Annotated in this window: 16 protein-coding genes; 12 read left to right on the forward strand and 4 right to left on the reverse strand. The window is 76.2% G+C overall.

Features of this window, described 5'->3' with window-relative positions; all coding sequences use genetic code 11:
* Positions 1-129 precede the first annotated feature (129 nt).
* The 5 genes from CLV72_RS32380 to CLV72_RS24635 all read left to right on the forward strand — a co-directional run bounded on the left by CLV72_RS32380 (position 130) and on the right by CLV72_RS24635 (position 4,524).
* Positions 130-912, forward strand: coding sequence for a hypothetical protein (locus CLV72_RS32380; RefSeq protein ID WP_106250853.1), 783 nt, complete (start codon positions 130-132; stop codon positions 910-912).
* Between the two features lie 2 nt (positions 913-914).
* Positions 915-1,559, forward strand: coding sequence for a class F sortase (locus CLV72_RS24620; protein ID WP_211303102.1), 645 nt, complete (start codon positions 915-917; stop codon positions 1,557-1,559).
* A 123-nt stretch (positions 1,560-1,682) separates the two neighbouring features.
* Positions 1,683-2,642 (forward strand): DUF389 domain-containing protein, encoded by a 960-nt coding sequence (locus CLV72_RS24625; RefSeq protein WP_106250856.1) that lies wholly within the window; start codon positions 1,683-1,685, stop codon positions 2,640-2,642.
* Positions 2,643-2,759: 117 nt separating this feature from the next.
* Positions 2,760-3,197, forward strand: a complete 438-nt coding sequence (locus CLV72_RS24630; protein ID WP_146159550.1) for a hypothetical protein — start codon at positions 2,760-2,762, stop codon at positions 3,195-3,197.
* A gap of 130 nt (positions 3,198-3,327) precedes the next feature.
* On the forward strand, positions 3,328-4,524 hold the full coding sequence (locus CLV72_RS24635; RefSeq protein ID WP_106250860.1) for a CaiB/BaiF CoA transferase family protein: 1,197 nt from the start codon (positions 3,328-3,330) through the stop codon (positions 4,522-4,524).
* 151 nt (positions 4,525-4,675) lie between these two features.
* Here the strand turns inward: CLV72_RS24635 and CLV72_RS24640 are convergent, their stop codons facing one another.
* From CLV72_RS24640 to CLV72_RS24655, 4 genes are all read right to left on the reverse strand, one after another.
* Positions 4,676-5,047, reverse strand: a complete 372-nt coding sequence (locus CLV72_RS24640; protein WP_106250861.1) for an SH3 domain-containing protein — start codon at positions 5,045-5,047, stop codon at positions 4,676-4,678.
* A 551-nt stretch (positions 5,048-5,598) separates the two neighbouring features.
* Positions 5,599-5,814, reverse strand: a complete 216-nt coding sequence (locus CLV72_RS32940; RefSeq protein ID WP_211303103.1) for a hypothetical protein — start codon at positions 5,812-5,814, stop codon at positions 5,599-5,601.
* Between the two features lie 252 nt (positions 5,815-6,066).
* On the reverse strand, positions 6,067-6,675 hold the full coding sequence (locus tag CLV72_RS24650) for a hypothetical protein (protein WP_211303104.1): 609 nt from the start codon (positions 6,673-6,675) through the stop codon (positions 6,067-6,069).
* A 475-nt stretch (positions 6,676-7,150) separates the two neighbouring features.
* On the reverse strand, positions 7,151-7,387 hold the full coding sequence (locus tag CLV72_RS24655) for a DUF6158 family protein (protein ID WP_245930418.1): 237 nt from the start codon (positions 7,385-7,387) through the stop codon (positions 7,151-7,153).
* Between the two features lie 321 nt (positions 7,388-7,708).
* On the opposite strand from CLV72_RS24655, the gene CLV72_RS24660 reads away from it, so the two are divergent.
* The 7 genes from CLV72_RS24660 to rfaE2 all read left to right on the forward strand — a co-directional run bounded on the left by CLV72_RS24660 (position 7,709) and on the right by rfaE2 (position 16,724).
* Complete coding sequence (locus CLV72_RS24660) at positions 7,709-9,367, forward strand: carbamoyltransferase family protein (protein WP_106250863.1); 1,659 nt, start codon at positions 7,709-7,711, stop codon at positions 9,365-9,367.
* A 7-nt stretch (positions 9,368-9,374) separates the two neighbouring features.
* The gene (locus CLV72_RS24665) at positions 9,375-11,084 is read left to right on the forward strand and encodes an HAD-IIIA family hydrolase (RefSeq protein WP_342755689.1); all 1,710 of its coding nucleotides are present in this window, start codon (positions 9,375-9,377) and stop codon (positions 11,082-11,084) included.
* Between the two features lie 11 nt (positions 11,085-11,095).
* Positions 11,096-12,151 (forward strand): glycosyltransferase family 9 protein, encoded by a 1,056-nt coding sequence (locus CLV72_RS24670; RefSeq protein WP_106251339.1) that lies wholly within the window; start codon positions 11,096-11,098, stop codon positions 12,149-12,151.
* On the forward strand, positions 12,148-13,113 hold the full coding sequence (locus tag CLV72_RS24675; RefSeq protein WP_106250865.1) for a glycosyltransferase: 966 nt from the start codon (positions 12,148-12,150) through the stop codon (positions 13,111-13,113). The genes CLV72_RS24670 and CLV72_RS24675 overlap by 4 nt, the downstream gene beginning before the upstream one ends.
* Positions 13,110-14,408, forward strand: coding sequence for a glycosyltransferase (locus CLV72_RS24680; RefSeq protein WP_106250867.1), 1,299 nt, complete (start codon positions 13,110-13,112; stop codon positions 14,406-14,408). Before CLV72_RS24675 ends, CLV72_RS24680 begins: the two co-directional genes overlap by 4 nt.
* On the forward strand, positions 14,408-15,094 hold the full coding sequence (locus CLV72_RS24685) for a D-sedoheptulose-7-phosphate isomerase (protein ID WP_106250870.1): 687 nt from the start codon (positions 14,408-14,410) through the stop codon (positions 15,092-15,094). Before CLV72_RS24680 ends, CLV72_RS24685 begins: the two co-directional genes overlap by 1 nt.
* A 205-nt stretch (positions 15,095-15,299) precedes the next feature.
* The gene (gene rfaE2, locus CLV72_RS24690; protein ID WP_106250873.1) at positions 15,300-16,724 is read left to right on the forward strand and encodes a D-glycero-beta-D-manno-heptose 1-phosphate adenylyltransferase; all 1,425 of its coding nucleotides are present in this window, start codon (positions 15,300-15,302) and stop codon (positions 16,722-16,724) included.
* Positions 16,725-16,752 lie beyond the last annotated feature (28 nt).

The raw sequence follows: 16,752 nt of genomic DNA on the forward strand, positions 1-16,752 counted from the left end.
GTGTCCGGAGCCGTCCGAGCGGCGGTCCCGGGCTCCGCGACCCGGGCGCGGAGCGCACGCATCCCGGAACACGTGAATCCGCACGCGAGTGCAGCCATAGCAGTGCAGGCACAGACGAGGAGGTTTGCCATGACGCTGGCGATGCGACGGACCATGCTGGTCCTCGCGCTGGTGCTCGGCCTGGCCGTGGCCGGACCCGGCGCCGCGGGCCTCGCCCCCGCCCTCGGGTTCGGGCCGGCGGCCGTCGCGCACGCCGATGACGACGGTGGCGATGACGACGGCGGGGACGACGGCGGCGACGACGACGACGGCGGCGATGACGACGCCGACGACGGTGGTGGCGGCGGCGACGATGACGCCGACGACGGCGGCCAGGCGCCGGGCGGTGGCGGCGGTGGCGATGACGACGCCGACGACGGCGGGCAGGCTCCCGCCGGTGGCGGTGGCGGCGACGACACCCAGGTCCCCAGCGGCGGCGTCGACACCGGCCGCGGCGGCACCGCCGACGACGATGACGACGACGACGGCGGCGACGATGACGGCCAGGTCCCCAGCGGCGGCGTCGACACGGGTCGCGGTGGCACCGCCGACGACGACGATGACGACGGCGGCGACGACGGCCAGGTCCCCAGCGGCGGTGTCGACACCGGTCGCGGTGGCACGGCGGACGACGACGATGACGACGACGGCGTGCCCAGCGGCGGCGTCGACACCGGCGCCGGCGCCACCGCCGACGACGACGATGACGACAACGGCGACGACGGCCAGGTCCCCAGCGGAGGGGTGGAGACCGGGGCCGGCGGGGCGTCGGGTGCGGTCGGCGCCTGGGCGGCGGCCGGTCTGGCAGGCGGGCTCGGTGTGCTGCTGGCCGCCGGCCTGTGGCTGAGCCGACGGCTGGGCGCGGAGAACTGACCGTGCCGACGTCTTCCGTCAACGGCGGTGGCCGCGAGGGCCTGGCTCTCGCGGCCATCGCCGCGCTCACGCTCACGCTCGCCGCCTGCGGCGGCGAGCCCGCCGGCTCCGGTGCCGCCCCGGTCGCCGGCTCCACCCAGGCGGGCGCCGAGGCGTCCGCGTCCGATCCCGCGCCGGGCGCCTCCGCCGAGGACGCCCCGGCCCAGGCCGTCGGCGACCCGGTCCGGCTGCGCATCCCGGCCATCGGCGTGGACACCCCGGTGATCCCGCTGTCGCTGGACGCGGCCGGCACCCTGATCGCCCCCGAGGGCTTCGACGAGGTCGGCTGGAACCACGCCGGCCCCGAGCCGGGCGAGGACGGCCCCGCCGTCATCGCCGGCCACGTCGACTCCTTCGAGGGCCCCGCCGTCTTCTTCGACCTGCGCGAACTCGCCCCCGGCGACGAGATCCACGTCGACCAGGCCGGCGGCGGGACGGTGACCTTCACCGTCACCCGCACCGAGCAGTACCCCAAGGACGCCGTCCCCGACGACGTCGTCTACGCCCTCACCCCCGACCCCGAACTCCGCCTCATCACCTGCGGCGGCAGCTTCGACGACTCCGAGGGCAGCTACCGCGACAACCTGGTCGTCTTCGCGGAGCTGTGACCCCGCCCCAACCCCGCCCAAGCCCCCGCAAAGCACCCGACACGGCCCCCGGCCGCTCTACAGTTGGCTCCGCCGGCGACGCCGGCGGAGCCGACCGCGTTCCGGGGCCGAGGGAGAGTGCCAGTGCTGCATCTGCGGGTGATCACGCCGCACGACCGGGTGGACGAGGTCGTGGCGATGCTGCGCGGACAGGTCGGGGTGGCGCATCTGGTGGTGTTCCCGGGCGCGGCGGTGAAGCCGGACGGCGACGTGGTCGAGGCGGACCTGGCGCGGGAGTGTGCCGACGACACCCTGAGCCGGCTGACAGAGCTGGGGGTCGACCGCGACGGCGGCATCACGCTGGAGGCGCTGGAGACGACGCTGTCGGACGCCGCGGACTCGGCGAAGGGCGCGGCGCCCGGTGACGGCGACGATGCCGTGGTGTGGGACGAGGTGATCTCGCGCACCGCCAACGACTCCCGGATCAACGGCGTCTACCTGGCCTTCCTCACCCTCGGGCTGCTGATCGCCGCGATCGGGGTGGTCAGCGACTCCCCCGTCACGGTGGTCGGCGCGATGGCGGTCGCCCCCGACTTCGGGCCGCTGGCCGCGCTCTCCGTCGGCCTGGTGCTGCGCCGCTGGGACCTGGTGCGCCAGTCGTCGATGGCGGCGGTCTTCGGCTTCGCCTTCGCGATGGCCGTCACGGCGGTGGTGGTGCTGGTGCTGGAGTGGACGCGGCTCATCACGATCGACGCGCCGGGTCTGGGCGCGGACAGCCAGGTCGACTTCATCTACGAGGTGGGCCCGTTCTCGCTGATCGTGGCGCTGCTGGCGGGGGCGGCCGGGATGCTCAGCGTGCTGTCGGCCCGCTCGACGGCGCTGATCGGGGTGTTCATCTCGGTCACCACCGTGCCCGCCGCCGCCTACGCGGTGGTCGCGGCCACCCTCGGCGACTGGAGCCGCTTCGGCCAGTCGGTGGTCCAGCTGCTGGTGAACCTGGTCGGCATCGTCATCGCCGCCACGGTCGTCCTGGCCGTCCGCGCCGCCTACGCCCGCCGCAAGGGCCGCCTGTTCGCCGGCGGCCGCCCGCTGAGCAGCGGCTGAGCGGCCGCTGAGCGGCGGCTCCGCCCCAGCCGGTCCGCCGGCTACGCGCCGGGCCGTACCCGGCTCTGCGCTCCCCGGCGGACGACCGCGACGGCGGCGGGGCGCCACCATGCCGCCATGTCGGATTCCGCGCGTTCCGCGCCGCCCCCTCCGCCCCTGTCCCCGCCCGTGCCGCGCCGGCACGGGTTCCTGATCGCGCTCCGCGTCGCCGTCGGAGCGCATGCCGCGATGGTGCTGCTGCAGGCGGCGTCCGCCGGCGGCCTGCTGTCGGGTGCCGACGGCATGTGGGCGGTGCACGGCGCCGGCGCGGGCGCCGTGCACGTGCTCGGCCTGGTCCAGCTGGTCGCGGCGGTGCTGTACTGGCGGCCGGGCGGCGGCCCGCCCTGGCCGGCCTGGGCGAGCCTGGCGCTGCTGCTGCTCGGCATGGCGCAGTCGGCCGTCGGCGGCTCCGGCGCGGTCGCCGTGCACGTCCCGCTCGGCGTGGCCGTGTTCGGCCTGACGGTGTGGATGCTGACCTGGGCCATGGCCGCGCGCCGCGCCGCCGTACCCGCCTGAGGCCCCAGGGCGCCCGGCCCGCCGCGCCGGGGCGGTGTGATCATAGGGACCGCCGGTGCCGCCGCACCGGCGGTCCTCGGCGCCGCCTGGCGCCGTCGGCCCGGACCGGACCGAGGGGACGGAATCGCAGATGGCACAGCCGCTGGCCGGAACGGTGGTGGTCGACCTGACCCGGGCGCTCGCCGGGCCGCACGCCGGGATGATGCTGGGTGACCTGGGCGCGCGCGTCATCAAGGTGGAGACCCCGGGCACCGGCGATGACACCCGCGGGTGGGGCCCGCCCTTCGTCGGCCCCGAGGACGACCCGGTCTCCACCTACTACCTGTCGTGCAACCGCAACAAGGAGTCGATCGCGCTCGACCTGAAGTCCGACGACGGCGCCGCCGTCCTCACCGAGCTGGTCCGCCGCGCCGACGTGCTGCTGGAGAACTTCCGCCCCGGGGTGCTGGACCGCCTGGGCTTCGGCACCGCCCGCCTGATGGAGCTGAACCCCGGCCTGGTGGTGCTGTCCATCTCCGGCTTCGGCCACGACGGCCCCGAGGGCGGCCGTGCCGGCTACGACCAGATCGCCCAGGGCGAGGCGGGCCTGATGTCGCTGACGGGCCCGGGTCCGGACGAGCCGCAGCGGGTCGGCGTGCCCATCGGCGACCTGCTGGCCGGCATGTATGGCGCCTACGGCGTGCTGGCCGCGCTGCTGGAGCGCGGCCGCACCGGCAGGGGCCAGGTGGTGCGCACCTCGCTGCTGTCGGCGATCGTCGGCGTGCACGCCTTCCAGGGCACCCGGTGGACGGTGGCGGGCCAGGTCGGCCGGGCCCAGGGCAACCACCACCCCTCCATCGCCCCCTACGGCCTGTTCCGCTGCCGCGACGGCGCGGTGCAGATCTCGGTGGGCAGCGAGGGCCTGTGGCGGCGCTTCTGCGCCGCCTTCGGCATCGACGCCGAGACGCCGGGAATGGCCAGCAACCCCGAGCGCGTCGCCAACCGCGACGCGGTCATCGACGCCGTGGAGGCGGCCTTCGCCGGATACGACGCCGCCGAGCTGCTGGCCGCGCTGGCCGAGGCGGGCGTCCCGGCCGGGCGGGTGCGCTCGCTGGACGAGGTCTACACCTGGGAGCAGACCCGGTCCCAGGGGCTGCTCGCCGAGGTCGAGCACCCGGTGCTCGGCCCGGTGACGCTGCCGGGCCCGCCGCTGCGCTTCTTCGGCGTCGGCGCGGACGGCGCCGAGGCGGAGACCACCGGAACCGACCACCGCCCGCCGCCGGTCCTGGACCAGCACGGCGAGGAGATCCGCGCCTGGCTGGGGCTTCCCGCGGTGCGGCCGGCCTGACGGAACCGCCCCGGGCCCACGGCCCGGGGCGGTCCGCCAATATGGAATTCACCGCCCGTCGGCGGACAGCCGGATCCGGACCGGTTCAGGCGGATTCGGATCGGTTCTTCAGTGAACGGCCGGTAATGGGATGCTCACCGGCCATGATTTGTCAGGAGTATTCCGGGCACCACACGAAACTGCCGCCGTCGGCCAGCAGGTCGTCGCGGATCCAGCCGGCCACCCCGGTGCGCTCATTGCGCGCGTAGCTCCAGGTGGCTCCGTCGTTTCCACGGGTGTAGCAGTAGTAGTTCAGCCGGTCGGCCCGCTGGGCCTGGCCGAGGATATTGCAGCTCGTGCTCGACCCGGTGCGCATCCGCACGGAATTGGTGTTGGTGTTGCCGGTGTCGCTGTCGTGGTCGCCGGGCCGGCTTCCGCACGGGGCGTGCGGCGCGGCGGCCGCGGCGGCCGGCGCGGCGACGGCGCCCAGGGTGAGCAGCGACGCCGCCGTCAGCGCGACGGCGGCGAGGAGACGCGGGTTCATGGTTCCTCCTTGAACACATGGGGGTGGCCGCGGACCGCCGTCGGACGGCGGTCCGCGCCGGGACGGGCGACCGCGCGTACGGCGGAAAGCGTCTTCGCGTCTCCACCGGCCGTGTTCCGCGTCCGTCCTGGAAATGGACGATAGGCCGGTGATTCTTTTTCCGCAACTACTAAAATAGTGGTGACCCAGGTCACTATTGACCTTCCAGTGGCAGCTGCTATTTTGACGCCGCACACCCGGGACATTGCATCGAATTACCGGATGAACCAGGCGAACAAAACGCTGGAACCCGCCCGAACAAATGCGACCGATTCCACTTTTCCACCCATTCCCGGCCCGCGCCTTCTGACCACCTGCGGACGAACGGTCCATGGGAACCGTTCTCCGTTCTGCAGGGTCTCAGGTTTCGTGTCCTGACCTCAGCTCGGACGTCCAAGGGAAGTCCTGGAGGACGTGATTCTGGGACCAGCGTCAGGCGGGTACCCCACTGGGTGGTCGAGGGATGGCACGAACCGTCCGGGATGAGTGTGCCGGCACCGCGGCCCGCTCGACTACTGTCCGCCGGCTCCGGGCCCTCGGTGCACAGCGTCGCGGCCCAGCCGCTTGTGCCGCCGTACCCGCAGCGTCATGACGGCTGCGGGGATACCGAGCGCCAGCAGCACCGGGAACGCGGCGGCGATCCCGAACCAGAGGAAGAGCGCGAGATAGCCGTAAGCGGCGTCGTCCACGTTCGCGTCCGCCCTCACCAGGAAGACGATGCTGACCACGAAAGCGACCACCATGAGACCCGCGACGGCGATCGCGAGCCAGCGCAGGACACCGGCCCAACGCCGGTACCCGGCACTTACCTCCTGGAACCGTGGCGGCCCGTACCCGCCGGGCGGACCGGGCAAGGGCCTTGGCGCCGGGTGTCGGGCCGGCCGCTGATCAGACATGGGACCCCTTTCGACGGTGCGCGGCCCCGCGACACCGACACGCGCCGCCGCAGCACGCACCGCGCCGGAGCGTCGTTCCCCGGGTCACTTCTTCACCGAGTCCCACGCGTCGGCGTTGAAGCTGCGCAGGAGGGCGATCAGCGCGGCCCCAAGCCGCCAGTCCACACCGGGTGCGTGCAGGTGCAGTCTGTCGCCCTTGGACCTGAACTCCAGCGGGACCTGCCCGTTCGCGCGCCACCGGATGCTGCGGGGTGCGCGTGCGAGGCCGCCTTCGTTGCCAGGGACGCTGTCGAAGACGCTGATCACGAGGACGACCGTCATCAGGGGCAGCAAGAGCCACCACATCCACCACCATACGATCCTCCCCTTGAAGCCGACCGCTTCGAAGCCGCCGGGCTGGTGCACGGTCCAGCGGGTGCGCAGGCCCCTGCCGCGGAGCGCCTTCTCGCGTATGAGCGTGCCGATGACCTCGCCGTGCGCGCCGAGCACCTGAAACCTCGCGACGCCGCCGCCAGCTGACAGGGTCACCACGGTGGCCACCCGCTCCCGGCGTTGATCGTCGGCCCACAGGGCGAAGGAACGGGCCCCGGCGCCCCGGGCCGCAAGGTAAGCGGAGGTGCCTCCCGGCGGCAGTTCGCGCTCCACGTACACGGCCGACGGCGCCGGCCCCGACTCGTCGGAGAAGCCGATCATGCCCGCTACCTTCGCCTGACCCTGGCCGTCGACCCGTCTCGGCCCTGCGTACATGGTCAGTACGTTACTGCTCATCCGACGTGCTCCACGTGGTAGTCGCGTGCCCAGGCCGGCCCATTCTGTCTCACCCACCACCCAACGGACAGCCCCGCCCTGCGGGAGGGGCAGCCCCGGTTCAGGTGGCGGGTTCAGCCGCGCGGCCACGCACCCACAGGCCCTTCGGTGCCCATCCGCGGATCAGCCGCTTGTCCTCCGTAGCCGGTTCGGGGATTCGGACACGACCGTGCGACGGACCGACTGCGACACGGCGTGAGACAGCGCGTGGTTTCCGCAGGTCACAGTGGCGCCTTGGGACACGAACCGCGAGAACCCGCAGTTCCTCCGGTTCTCCCGGCCTCCCCACCGCCTCTCCTCCCCCAGACGCGGCGGCGGGCCGGGGAACGCCCCGGCCCGCCGCCGCGATCCGTGCCGCCCGCTACCGGGCGCGCGCCCCCGAGCGCAGCCGCTCGGGATCCACCTCCCGCTGCGGATGGCGCCGCAAGTACTCCGTCTCCAGCTCCTTCGTCCGCCTGGTGTGGTGCGCCAGCGCGTCGTCGGAGCCGTGCAGCAGGGTCTCCGTCCGGGTCGCGTGCAGGTGCCGCAGCTCGCGCATCAGCTCGTCCTCGCCGAGATCGCCCGGGGCCACTCCCATCTCCATGCCCTCCACGTCCATCCCTTCCTCCTCACGGCTCGCGGGTGTAGCGGTTGGAATGCCCGAACGCGGGCCGCTCTCACCCCGCCTGCCGGATCCCGGGCGCCACCCGCCGTCGCCGCCGCCCCGCGGCGCGGCGCCGCCCGGCGACGCGCCGGACGAATCAGCAGGTCGGCGCCGCACCATGATCGTTACTGTGAGTAGCGACTCTCTAGAGCAGAGCCCAGCCAGCGGCGGAAGTTCCAGGCGTGGCGTTTGGGAACCGCTTCGCACGGTAGTTGGCCCCGCGTGCTCAGGCTGGCGGGCACGTCACCCACCGCACCCGTTCGAGGGACCGAGTCCATGCGATTTCTGGGCGTCAACGCGATCTTCCACGACCCGGCGGCCGCACTGGTGTGCGACGGCGAAGTCGTGGCCGCGGCCGAGGAGGAGCGGTTCAGCCGCCGCAAGCACGGCAAGCGCCCGGTGCCCTTCGCCGCCTGGGAGCTGCCCGAGCAGGCGATGCGCTGGTGCCTGGACGAGGCCGGCCTGCGCCCCGAGGACCTGGACGGCGTCGCCTACTCCTACGACCCCGCGCTGGTCCGCCCCGGCGGCCCCGGGCAGGACCCCTCCTGGGAGCGGCTGCGCACCCTCTTCGCCCAGCGCGCCCCGCAGTTCCTCGCCACCGCCCTGCCCGGCCTCGATCCCGACCGGGTCCGCTACGTGCGCCACCACGTCGCGCACGCCGCCTCCGCCGGCCTCGCCGCCCCCGCCGGCCCGGGCGAGGGCGTCGGCGACAGCGCCGTCCTGGTGGCCGACGGCCGCGGCGAGGCGACCTCCTACCTGGCCGGACGGTACCGCGGCGGGCGGCTGGAGGTGCTGGCCGAGCAGCAACTGCCGCACTCCCTGGGCCTGATGTACGAGGACGTCACCGAGCACCTGGGCTTCGCCCGCTCCAGCGACGAGTACAAGGTGATGGCCCTCGCCTCCTACGGCACCCCCCGCTTCGCCGCCGAACTCGCCCGGCGCGTGCGCGTCGTGGACGGCCTGCGCTTCGAGGCGCCGCCCATCGACTGGGGAGCCCTGGTCAAGGCCCGCAGGCCCGGCGAGGACTGGACCCCCGACCACGCCGACCTCGCCGCCAGCGTGCAGCGCCGGCTGGAGGACGTGCTGCTGGAACTGGTCCGCGCCCTGCACGCCGAGACCGGGGAGCCGCTGCTCACCATGGCGGGCGGCGTCGCGCTGAACTGCGTCGCCAACAGCCGCCTGCAAGCCGAGGGGCCCTTCGAGCGGGTGTGGGTCCAGCCCGCGTCCGGCGACGCCGGCACCGCGCTGGGCGGCGCGCTGCACCTGTCCTGGCTGGCCGGCGAGCCGGTCGCCCCGATGACCGGCGCCGATTTGGGCCGCGGCTGGACCGATGACGAGATCGAGTCCGTGCTGGCCACCGCCGCCGTCCCCTACGAGCGCCCCGCCGACCTGGCCGACACCGTCGCCCGCGCCCTGGCCGACGACCGCGTCGTCGCCTGGTTCCAGGGCCGCTCGGAGTTCGGGCCCCGCGCGCTCGGCCACCGCTCCCTGCTGGCCCACCCCGGCAACGCCGCCAATGTCGAGCGGCTCAACGACGTGAAGGGCCGCGAGCAGTTCCGCCCGGTGGCGCCGATGGTCTCCGCCGGGCGGGCCGCCGAGATCTTCGGGCGCGGACCGCTGCCCAGCCCCTACATGCTCTTCGTCCACGATGTGCTGCCCGAGTGGCGCGACCGGCTGCCCGCCGTCACCCACGTCGACGGCACCGCCCGGGTGCAGACCGTCGACGCGGCCGACGACCCGCTGACGGCCCGGCTGCTCGACCGCTTCAGCGCCCGCACCGGCCTGCCCGTCGTCGTCAACACCAGCCTGAACACGGCCGGCAGACCCATGGTGGACTCACCCGCCGACGCGCTGGAGTGCTTCGGCTCCGCCCCCGTCGACCTGCTCGCGATCGGCCCCTTCACGGTGCGGCGCGCCGCGCTGTTCGCGAGGTGAGGCGGGCGTGCCGAGAGCCGAACTCCGCGACCCGCGCACCGGCGCGCCCTCCAGCGAGGTGGAGGCCGCCGAAGTCCCCGGTCCGCCCAACGGCCCGCAGCCGCCGCCCACCGACTACACCGTGGTGATCCCGACCGTGGGCCGCGCCAGCCTCGGCGAGACGCTGGCCGCCCTGCTGGGGCCCGCCGCCCCCGACGGGCACGCGCCCCGGGAGATCCTCGTCGTCGACGACCGGCCCGATCCCGCCGAACCGCTTGATGTCGACGTCGAGCAGGACGACAGCGAGGACACCGACGTCAAGACGGTCGTGCGCATCCTGCGGTCGGGCGGCCGCGGCCCGGCCGCGGCCCGCAACACCGGCTGGCGGGCCGCCCGCTCCACCTGGGTGGCCTTCCTCGACGACGACGTGGTGCCCGCCCCCGGCTGGGGCCGCGCGCTCGCCGCCGACCTGGACGGCCTGAGCGGCCGGGGCGGCACCGACGGCGACGTCGCCGGTTCGCAGGGCCGCATCGTGGTGCCCGAGCCCGCCGACCGCGCCCCCACCGACGCCGAGCGCGCCACCCTGGCCCTGGCCGACGCGCACTGGATCACCGCCGACATGGCCGTCCGGCGCACCGCGCTGGCCGCCGTGGGTGGCTTCGACGAGCGCTTCCGCCGCGCCTACCGCGAGGACACCGACCTGGCGCTGCGGCTGTGGGACGCCGGCTACCGGCTGCGGCTCGGCGAGCGCGTCACCGTGCACCCGTCGCGCGGCGGCGACTGGGCCACCAGCCTGCGCTCCCAGCGCGGCAATGCCGACGACGCGCTGATGCGGCGCAGGCACGGCCCCGGCTGGCGGGGCCGGGTCGGCGAGCCGCACGGGCGGCTGGGCCGGCACGCCGCCGCCACCACCGCGCTCGGCCTCGCGCTGCTGCTGGGCGGCACCGCGCTGGGCGTCCGCCGCGGCCGACGCCGCTGGGCGGTGCCCGCCGGCGCGGCCGCGCTCACCTGGGCCGGCCTGACGGCCGAGTTCGTCTGGGCGCGGGTCGCACCCGGCCCCAAGACCCCGGCCGAGATCGGCGCGATGGCGCTGACCAGCGTGCTGATCCCGCCGCTGGCCTGCGCGCACCGGCTGGCCGGGGAGTGGCGCCACCGCGGTGTCCAGCCTGCGCTGCCCCGCCCGCTGCCCGCCGCCGAGCGCGCCGGGCCGGCCGGCGGACCCGCCGCCGTGCTCTTCGACCGCGACGGCACCCTCGTCTACGACGTGCCCTACAACGGGGACCCCGTGCTGGTCGAGCCGGTGCCCGGCGCGCGCACCGCGCTGGACCGGCTGCGCGGGCTCGGGGTGCCGGTCGGCGTGGTCACCAACCAGTCGGGCGTGGCGCGCGGGCTGATCACCCGCGAACAGGTCGACGCCGTCAACGCCCGGATCGAGGAGCTGCTGGGCCCCTTCGACGTGTGGCGGGTCTGCGCGCACGGCGAGGGCGACGGCTGCGCCTGCCGCAAGCCGCACCCGGGCATGATCCGCTCGGCCGCCGACGCCCTCGGGGTGCCGGCCGCAGAGTGCGTGGTCATCGGCGACACCGGCGGGGACGTGGGCGCGGCCCTGGCCGCCGGGGCCCGCGCCATCCTGGTGCCCAACGAGGTCACCCGGGCCGAGGAGACCGACACCGCGCCCGAGGTCGCCGCCGACCTCGCCGACGCCGTCGAGCGGGCGCTGCGGGGGTGGGAGCGGTGACGGTGACCCCGATGCCGCGGCCCGCCGGCCCGCCGCCCGGCGCGGGCGGCACCGTGCTGGTGGTCCGCTCCGACAACGCCGGCGACGTGCTGCTGGCCGGACCCGCGGTGCGCGCGGTCGCGGCCGCCGCCCGACGAGTGGTGCTGCTGGCCGGCCCGCGCGGCCGTGCCGCGGCCGAACTGCTGCCCGGCGCCGACCGGGTGGTCGAGTGGTGCGCGCCGTGGATCGACCCCGCGCCGCCCGCGGTCACCGGCGAGCACCTGGATCTGCTCGACGCCGAGGTGCGCGCCGCCGCGCCCGACGCCGCGCTCATCCTCACCTCCTTCCACCAGAGCCCGCTGCCGATGGCGCTGCTGCTGCGCCGCGCCGGGGTGCCCTGGATCGGCGCGATCAGCGAGGACTACCCGGGCAGCCTGCTGGACCTGCGGCACCGCGTCGAGGGCGAGGGCGACGTGCCCGAGCCGGAGCGGATGCTGGGCCTGGCCCGCGCCGCCGGCTACGCGCTCCCCGCCGGCGACGACGGGCGCCTGGCGGTGCGCGGCCCGCTGCCCGGCACCGCCGCGCTGACCGGCCCGCCCGGCTACGTGGTCGTGCACCCGGGCGCCTCCGTCCCCGCCCGGGCACTGCCGCCGCAGCGCTGCGCCGAGGCGGTCGCCGCGCTCGCCGCGGCCGGGCACCGCGTGGTGGTCACCGGCGCCGCCTCCGAACGCGAGCTGACCGCGCGGGTGGCGGGCGGCGCCGCCGTCGACCTGGGCGGCGCCACCTCGCTGGCCGGACTCGCCTCCGTACTGGACCGCGCCTCGGCGGTCGTGGTCGGCAACACCGGCCCGGCCCACCTGGCCGCGGCCGTCGGCACCCCGGTCGTGTCGCTGTTCGCCCCCGTCGTCCCGGCCGACCGCTGGGCGCCCTACGGGGTGCGGCGGGTGCTGCTGGGCGACCAGCGGGCCCCCTGCCGCGGCACCCGCGCCACCACCTGCCCGGTGCCCGGCCATCCCTGCCTGGCCTCGATCGGCGCCGAGGAGATCGTGGCCGCGGTGGCCGGACTGATCGAGGAGGAGGCGGCATGAGGATCCTGATCTGGCACGTGCACGGCTCCTGGACGACCTCATTCGTACAGGGCCGCCACGACTACCTGCTGCCGGTGCTGCCCGGCCGCGGCGCCGACGGCCGGGGCCGCGCGCGAACCTGGGACTGGCCGGCCTCGGCGGTGGAGCTGCCGCCGGAGCGGCTGCGCGGCGAGCACGTCGACGTGGTGGTGGCCCAGCGGCCGCACGAGATCGAGCTGGCCGAGCGCTGGCTGGGGCGCCGGCCCGGCCGCGAGGTCCCGCTCGTCTACGTGGAGCACAACACCCCCAGAGGCGAGGTGCCCGACAGCCGCCACCCGGTGGCCGACCGCGCCGACACGCTGCTGGTGCACGTCACCCACTTCAACCGGCTGTTCTGGGACGCCGGCTCGACGCGCACCGAGGTCATCGAGCACGGCCCCGTGGACCCCGGCTACCGCTACACCGGCGAGCTGGCGCGCGCCGCGGTGGTCGTCAACGAGCCGCTGCGGCGCGGCAGGGTGACCGGCACCGACCTGCTGCCCGGGCTGGCCGCCGCCGTCCCGCTGGACGTGTTCGGCATGGGCGTCGCCGGGCTGCCCGCGGCGCTGGGCCTGTCCGCGCCGCGGCTGTCGGCCGTGGAGGACCTGCCGCAGGACCGGATGCACGACGAGCTGGCCAGGCGGCGGGTCTACGTCCACCCGATCCGGTGGACCTCGCTCGGGCTCTCGCTGATCGAGGCGATGCTGCTCGGCCTGCCGGTGGTGGCGCTGGCCGCGACCGAGGCGGTGGAGGCGGTGCCGCCCGACGCCGGGGTGGTCTCGACCCGGCCCGAGGTGCTGGCCGCCGCCGCCCGACGCTTCACCGAGGACCCGTCATGGGCGCGGCGCGCCGGCAAGGCCGCCCGCGCGGCGGCACTGGAGCGGTACCCGCTCGCCCGCTTCCTCGACCGCTGGGACCGCACGCTACAGGAGGTAGTCGGATGAGAATCGCCATGGTGTCCGAGCACGCGAGCCCGCTCGCGGCTCTGGGCGGCGCCGACGCCGGCGGCCAGAACGTGCACGTCGGCGCGCTCGCCACCGAGCTGGGCCGGCGCGGCCACCGGGTGACCGTCTATACCAGGCGCGACGATCCCGGCCTGGACCGCGAGGTCCCCTACGCCCCGGGCGTGGCCATCCGCCACGTCGACGCGGGCCCGCCCGAGCGGCTGCCGAAGGACGAACTGCTGCCCTACATGGCCGGGTTCGGCGCCGAGCTGGCGAAGGACTGGGCGGCCGATCCGCCCGACGTGGCGCACGCCCACTTCTGGATGAGCGGGGTCGCCGTCCGCGAGGGGGCGCGCGAGCTGGGCATCCCGATGGTGCAGACCTTCCACGCGCTGGGCACCGTCAAGCGGCGCTTCCAGGGCGACGGCGACACCAGCCCGCCGGAGCGCATCGGCCTGGAGCGCGCGGTCGGCGAGGACTTCGCCGCCATCATCGCCACCTGCCGGGACGAGGCGCGAGAGCTGCGCTCGATGGGCATCCCGCGCCGCCGCACCAGCGTGGTGCCGTGCGGGGTGGACCTGAGCCGGTTCACGCCCGACGGGCCGGTGGCCCGGCGCGGCGAGCGTCCGCGCATCCTCAGCATCGGCCGGCTGGTGCCGCGCAAGGGCGTGGACACGCTGGTGCGCGCGCTGGCGGCGGTGCCCGAGGCCGAGCTGCTGGTCGCGGGCGGCCCGCCAAAGGACGAACTGGACGGCGACCCGGAGGTGGCCCGGCTGCGCCGGTGCGCCGAGGCCGCCGGGACGGCCGGCCGGGTCCGCTTCCTCGGCCAGGTGCCGCGCCCCCAGGTGCCCAAGCTGATGCGCTCGGCCGACGTGGTGGTGAGCGTGCCCTGGTACGAGCCCTTCGGCATGGTGCCGCTTGAGGCGATGGCCTGCGGCGTGCCGGTGGTCGCCTCCCGGGTCGGCGGCCACGTCGACACGGTGATCGACGGGCTGACCGGGACGCTGGTGCCGCCCTGCCGGGCCGACGAGCTCGCCCGGGCGCTGCGCACGCTGCTGTCGGACCCGTGCCGGCTGGAGAGCCTGGGCATCGCCGCCGCCGACCGCGCCGCCGCGCGCTTCTCCTGGGAGCGCGTCGCGGCGCAGACCGAGGAGGCGTACCAGCGGGCGGTGGAGTGGCGGGCCGAGGGACCGCCGCCGTCCGGCGGGGTCGAGGAGGCCGAGGAGGCCGAGGAGCGGGACGCCGAGGCGCCGCCGCACCGGGGCGGCCGCCGCGCGGCGCTGAGGGGAGCCTGATGAACGACCATCTCCGTTCGCTGCGCGAGGCGCTGGCCCGGGTGGACGTCGCCCGGGTCGAAGCCTGGGGCGTGCAGCTGTGCGAGGTGCTGCGGCACGGCGGCCGGCTGCTGGCCTGCGGCAACGGCGGCAGCGCCGCCGAGGCGCAGCACCTGACCGCCGAACTGGTCGGCCGCTTCGAGGACGAGCGGCGCCCGCTGTCGGCCATCGCGCTGCACGCCGACACCTCCAGCCTGACCGCGATCACCAACGACTACGGCGCCGGCGACGCCTACGCCCGCCAGGTGCGGGCGCACGGCCGGCCCGGGGACGTGCTGATCTGCCTGTCGACCAGCGGCACCAGCCGCAATGTGGTGGCCGCCGCCGCGGCCGCCCGCGAGACGGGCATGGTCAGCTGGGCGCTGACCGGCCCGGAGCCCAACCCGCTGGCCACGGCGTGCGACGCCGCGGTGGCGGTGCCCGCGGCGCGCACCGCGACCGTGCAGGAGGTGCACCTGGCGCTGGTGCACGTGCTGTGCGGCGCGCTGGACGCCGCGCTGCGCCGCGCCGAGCGCCCGGCCGCGCAGCGCGCCCGCGACAGCGCCCTGGCCGCTCAGCCGGCGCCGACGCCGGGCCCGCGCACCGCGGCCGCCCGCGAGCGCCCCCACCCGCCCGCCCGCCGCCCCGACCAGGGGGTGCGCTCATGACCCCCGCGCCCGCCCCCGCCGCAAACCCCACCCCCGCCCGCCCAGGGGGGCGGCCCCTACATCCATTCTCGCGCCACGGCGTGCGCGCCGCGGTGGTCACCCGGCGGCTGTGGACGACTCCGCGCCGGGACGGACGGCCCTGTGGACGGCCGCCGGCCGGAACCGGCCCGGGGCGGGAGCCTCGATCGAGAGCGGGGGTGCAGCGATGAACAGGGTGAACGGCTCGGCCCGTGCCGGCGGGCCGCTGGTGGTGATCGGCGACGCGCTGCTGGACGTCGACGTGACCGGCCGCTCCGACCGCGACTGCCCCGACGCGCCCGCGCCGGTGTTCGACGTGGCCGCCGAGCACGAGCGCCCGGGCGGCGCCGCGCTCGCCGCCGTGCTCGCCTCGGCCGAGAGGGCCGGCCGCGAGGTCGTGCTGGTGTGCGGGATCGGCGAGGACGAGGCGGGCCGCCGCCTGGCCGGGCTGCTCGGCGGCCGGGTGCGGGTACTGCCGCTGCCGCTGACCGGCGGCACGCCCGTCAAGGCGCGGATGCTCGCCGGCGACCGCACCGTGGTCCGGGTGGACCGGGGCGACGGCCGGGTGGCCGCCGGCCCGCTGAGCCCGCGCGTCTCCGTCGCCGTGCAGGGCGCCGCCGCGATCCTGGTCTCCGACTACGGCCGCGGCGCCGCCGCGCATCCCGCGCTGCGCTCGCTGCTGTGCCGCCGCCCGGCCGGCGTGCCGCTGGTCTGGGATCCCCACCCCCGCGGCGCCGAGCCGGTGCCCGGCGCCGACCTGGTCACCCCCAACGCGGCCGAGGCCGCCGTGTTCGCCGGCGCCGCCGAGGAGCCCGAGCCCGGCCGGGCCGGCGCGGTCGCCGCCCGGCTGGCGGAGCGCTGGTCGGCCGGGGCGGTCGCCGTCACCCTCGGTCCGCACGGCGCCGCCCTGGCCGGCGACGGCCTGCCGCCCCGGCTGCTGGCCGCCGAGGCCGCCGACGCCGCCGACAGCTGCGGAGCGGGCGACCGCTTCGCGGCCGCCGCCGCGTCCCGGCTGGCCGAGGGCCGCCCGGTGCCCGACGCGGTGCGCGCCGCCGTCGACGCGGCCGGCCGCTTCGTCGCGGAGGGGGCCGCCAGCGCCGTGGCCGCGCCCCGCAGGCCCGCTCCGGCGCCGGCCGCGTCCGGCCCGTCCGACATCGGCGCGCTGCGCGCCCGCACCGACGCGCTGCGCGCGCACGGCGGCCGCGTCATCGCCACCGGCGGCTGCTTCGACGTGCTGCACGCCGGACACGTCAGCCTGCTGACCCGCGCCCGCGAACTCGGCGACTACCTGATCGTCTGCGTCAACGACGACGCCTCGGTGACCCGGCTGAAGGGGGCGGGCCGCCCGATCCTGCCGGTCGCCGACCGGGTGCGGGTGCTCACCGCGCTGGAGTGCGTCGACGCCGTCGCCGTCTTCGGCGAGGACACCCCCGCCGCGCTGCTCGACCGGCTCCGCCCCGACGTGTGGGTCAAGGGCGGCGACTACCGGCCCGGCCAGCTCGCCGAGGCGGCCACGGTGCGCCGCTACGGCGGCGAGATCGCGCTGATCCCGCTGCTGGCCGGTCGCTCCACCACCCGCATGGTCACCGCCATCCGGGCCACCGCGCCCTGACCCGGCCCCGACCCAGGACCACCAGACA

Source organism: Allonocardiopsis opalescens (assembly GCF_003002095.1).
Taxonomy (GTDB): Bacteria; Actinomycetota; Actinomycetes; order Streptosporangiales; family Streptosporangiaceae; genus Allonocardiopsis; species Allonocardiopsis opalescens.

Excerpts from the sequence above, each read along its gene's own strand:
- CLV72_RS32380 (WP_106250853.1), top strand. The coding sequence starts at position 130 with ATGACGCTGGCGATGCGACGGACCATGCTGGTCCTCGCGCTGGTGCTC.
- CLV72_RS24630 (WP_146159550.1), top strand. The coding sequence starts at position 2,760 with ATGTCGGATTCCGCGCGTTCCGCGCCGCCCCCTCCGCCCCTGTCCCCG.
- CLV72_RS24635 (WP_106250860.1), top strand. The coding sequence starts at position 3,328 with ATGGCACAGCCGCTGGCCGGAACGGTGGTGGTCGACCTGACCCGGGCG.
- CLV72_RS24640 (WP_106250861.1), bottom strand. The coding sequence starts at position 5,047 with ATGAACCCGCGTCTCCTCGCCGCCGTCGCGCTGACGGCGGCGTCGCTG.
- CLV72_RS24650 (WP_211303104.1), bottom strand. The coding sequence starts at position 6,675 with ATGATCGGCTTCTCCGACGAGTCGGGGCCGGCGCCGTCGGCCGTGTAC.
- CLV72_RS24655 (WP_245930418.1), bottom strand. The coding sequence starts at position 7,387 with ATGGACGTGGAGGGCATGGAGATGGGAGTGGCCCCGGGCGATCTCGGC.
- CLV72_RS24660 (WP_106250863.1), top strand. The coding sequence starts at position 7,709 with ATGCGATTTCTGGGCGTCAACGCGATCTTCCACGACCCGGCGGCCGCA.
- CLV72_RS24670 (WP_106251339.1), top strand. The coding sequence starts at position 11,096 with ATGCCGCGGCCCGCCGGCCCGCCGCCCGGCGCGGGCGGCACCGTGCTG.
- CLV72_RS24675 (WP_106250865.1), top strand. The coding sequence starts at position 12,148 with ATGAGGATCCTGATCTGGCACGTGCACGGCTCCTGGACGACCTCATTC.
- CLV72_RS24680 (WP_106250867.1), top strand. The coding sequence starts at position 13,110 with ATGAGAATCGCCATGGTGTCCGAGCACGCGAGCCCGCTCGCGGCTCTG.
- CLV72_RS24685 (WP_106250870.1), top strand. The coding sequence starts at position 14,408 with ATGAACGACCATCTCCGTTCGCTGCGCGAGGCGCTGGCCCGGGTGGAC.
- rfaE2 (WP_106250873.1), top strand. The coding sequence starts at position 15,300 with ATGAACAGGGTGAACGGCTCGGCCCGTGCCGGCGGGCCGCTGGTGGTG.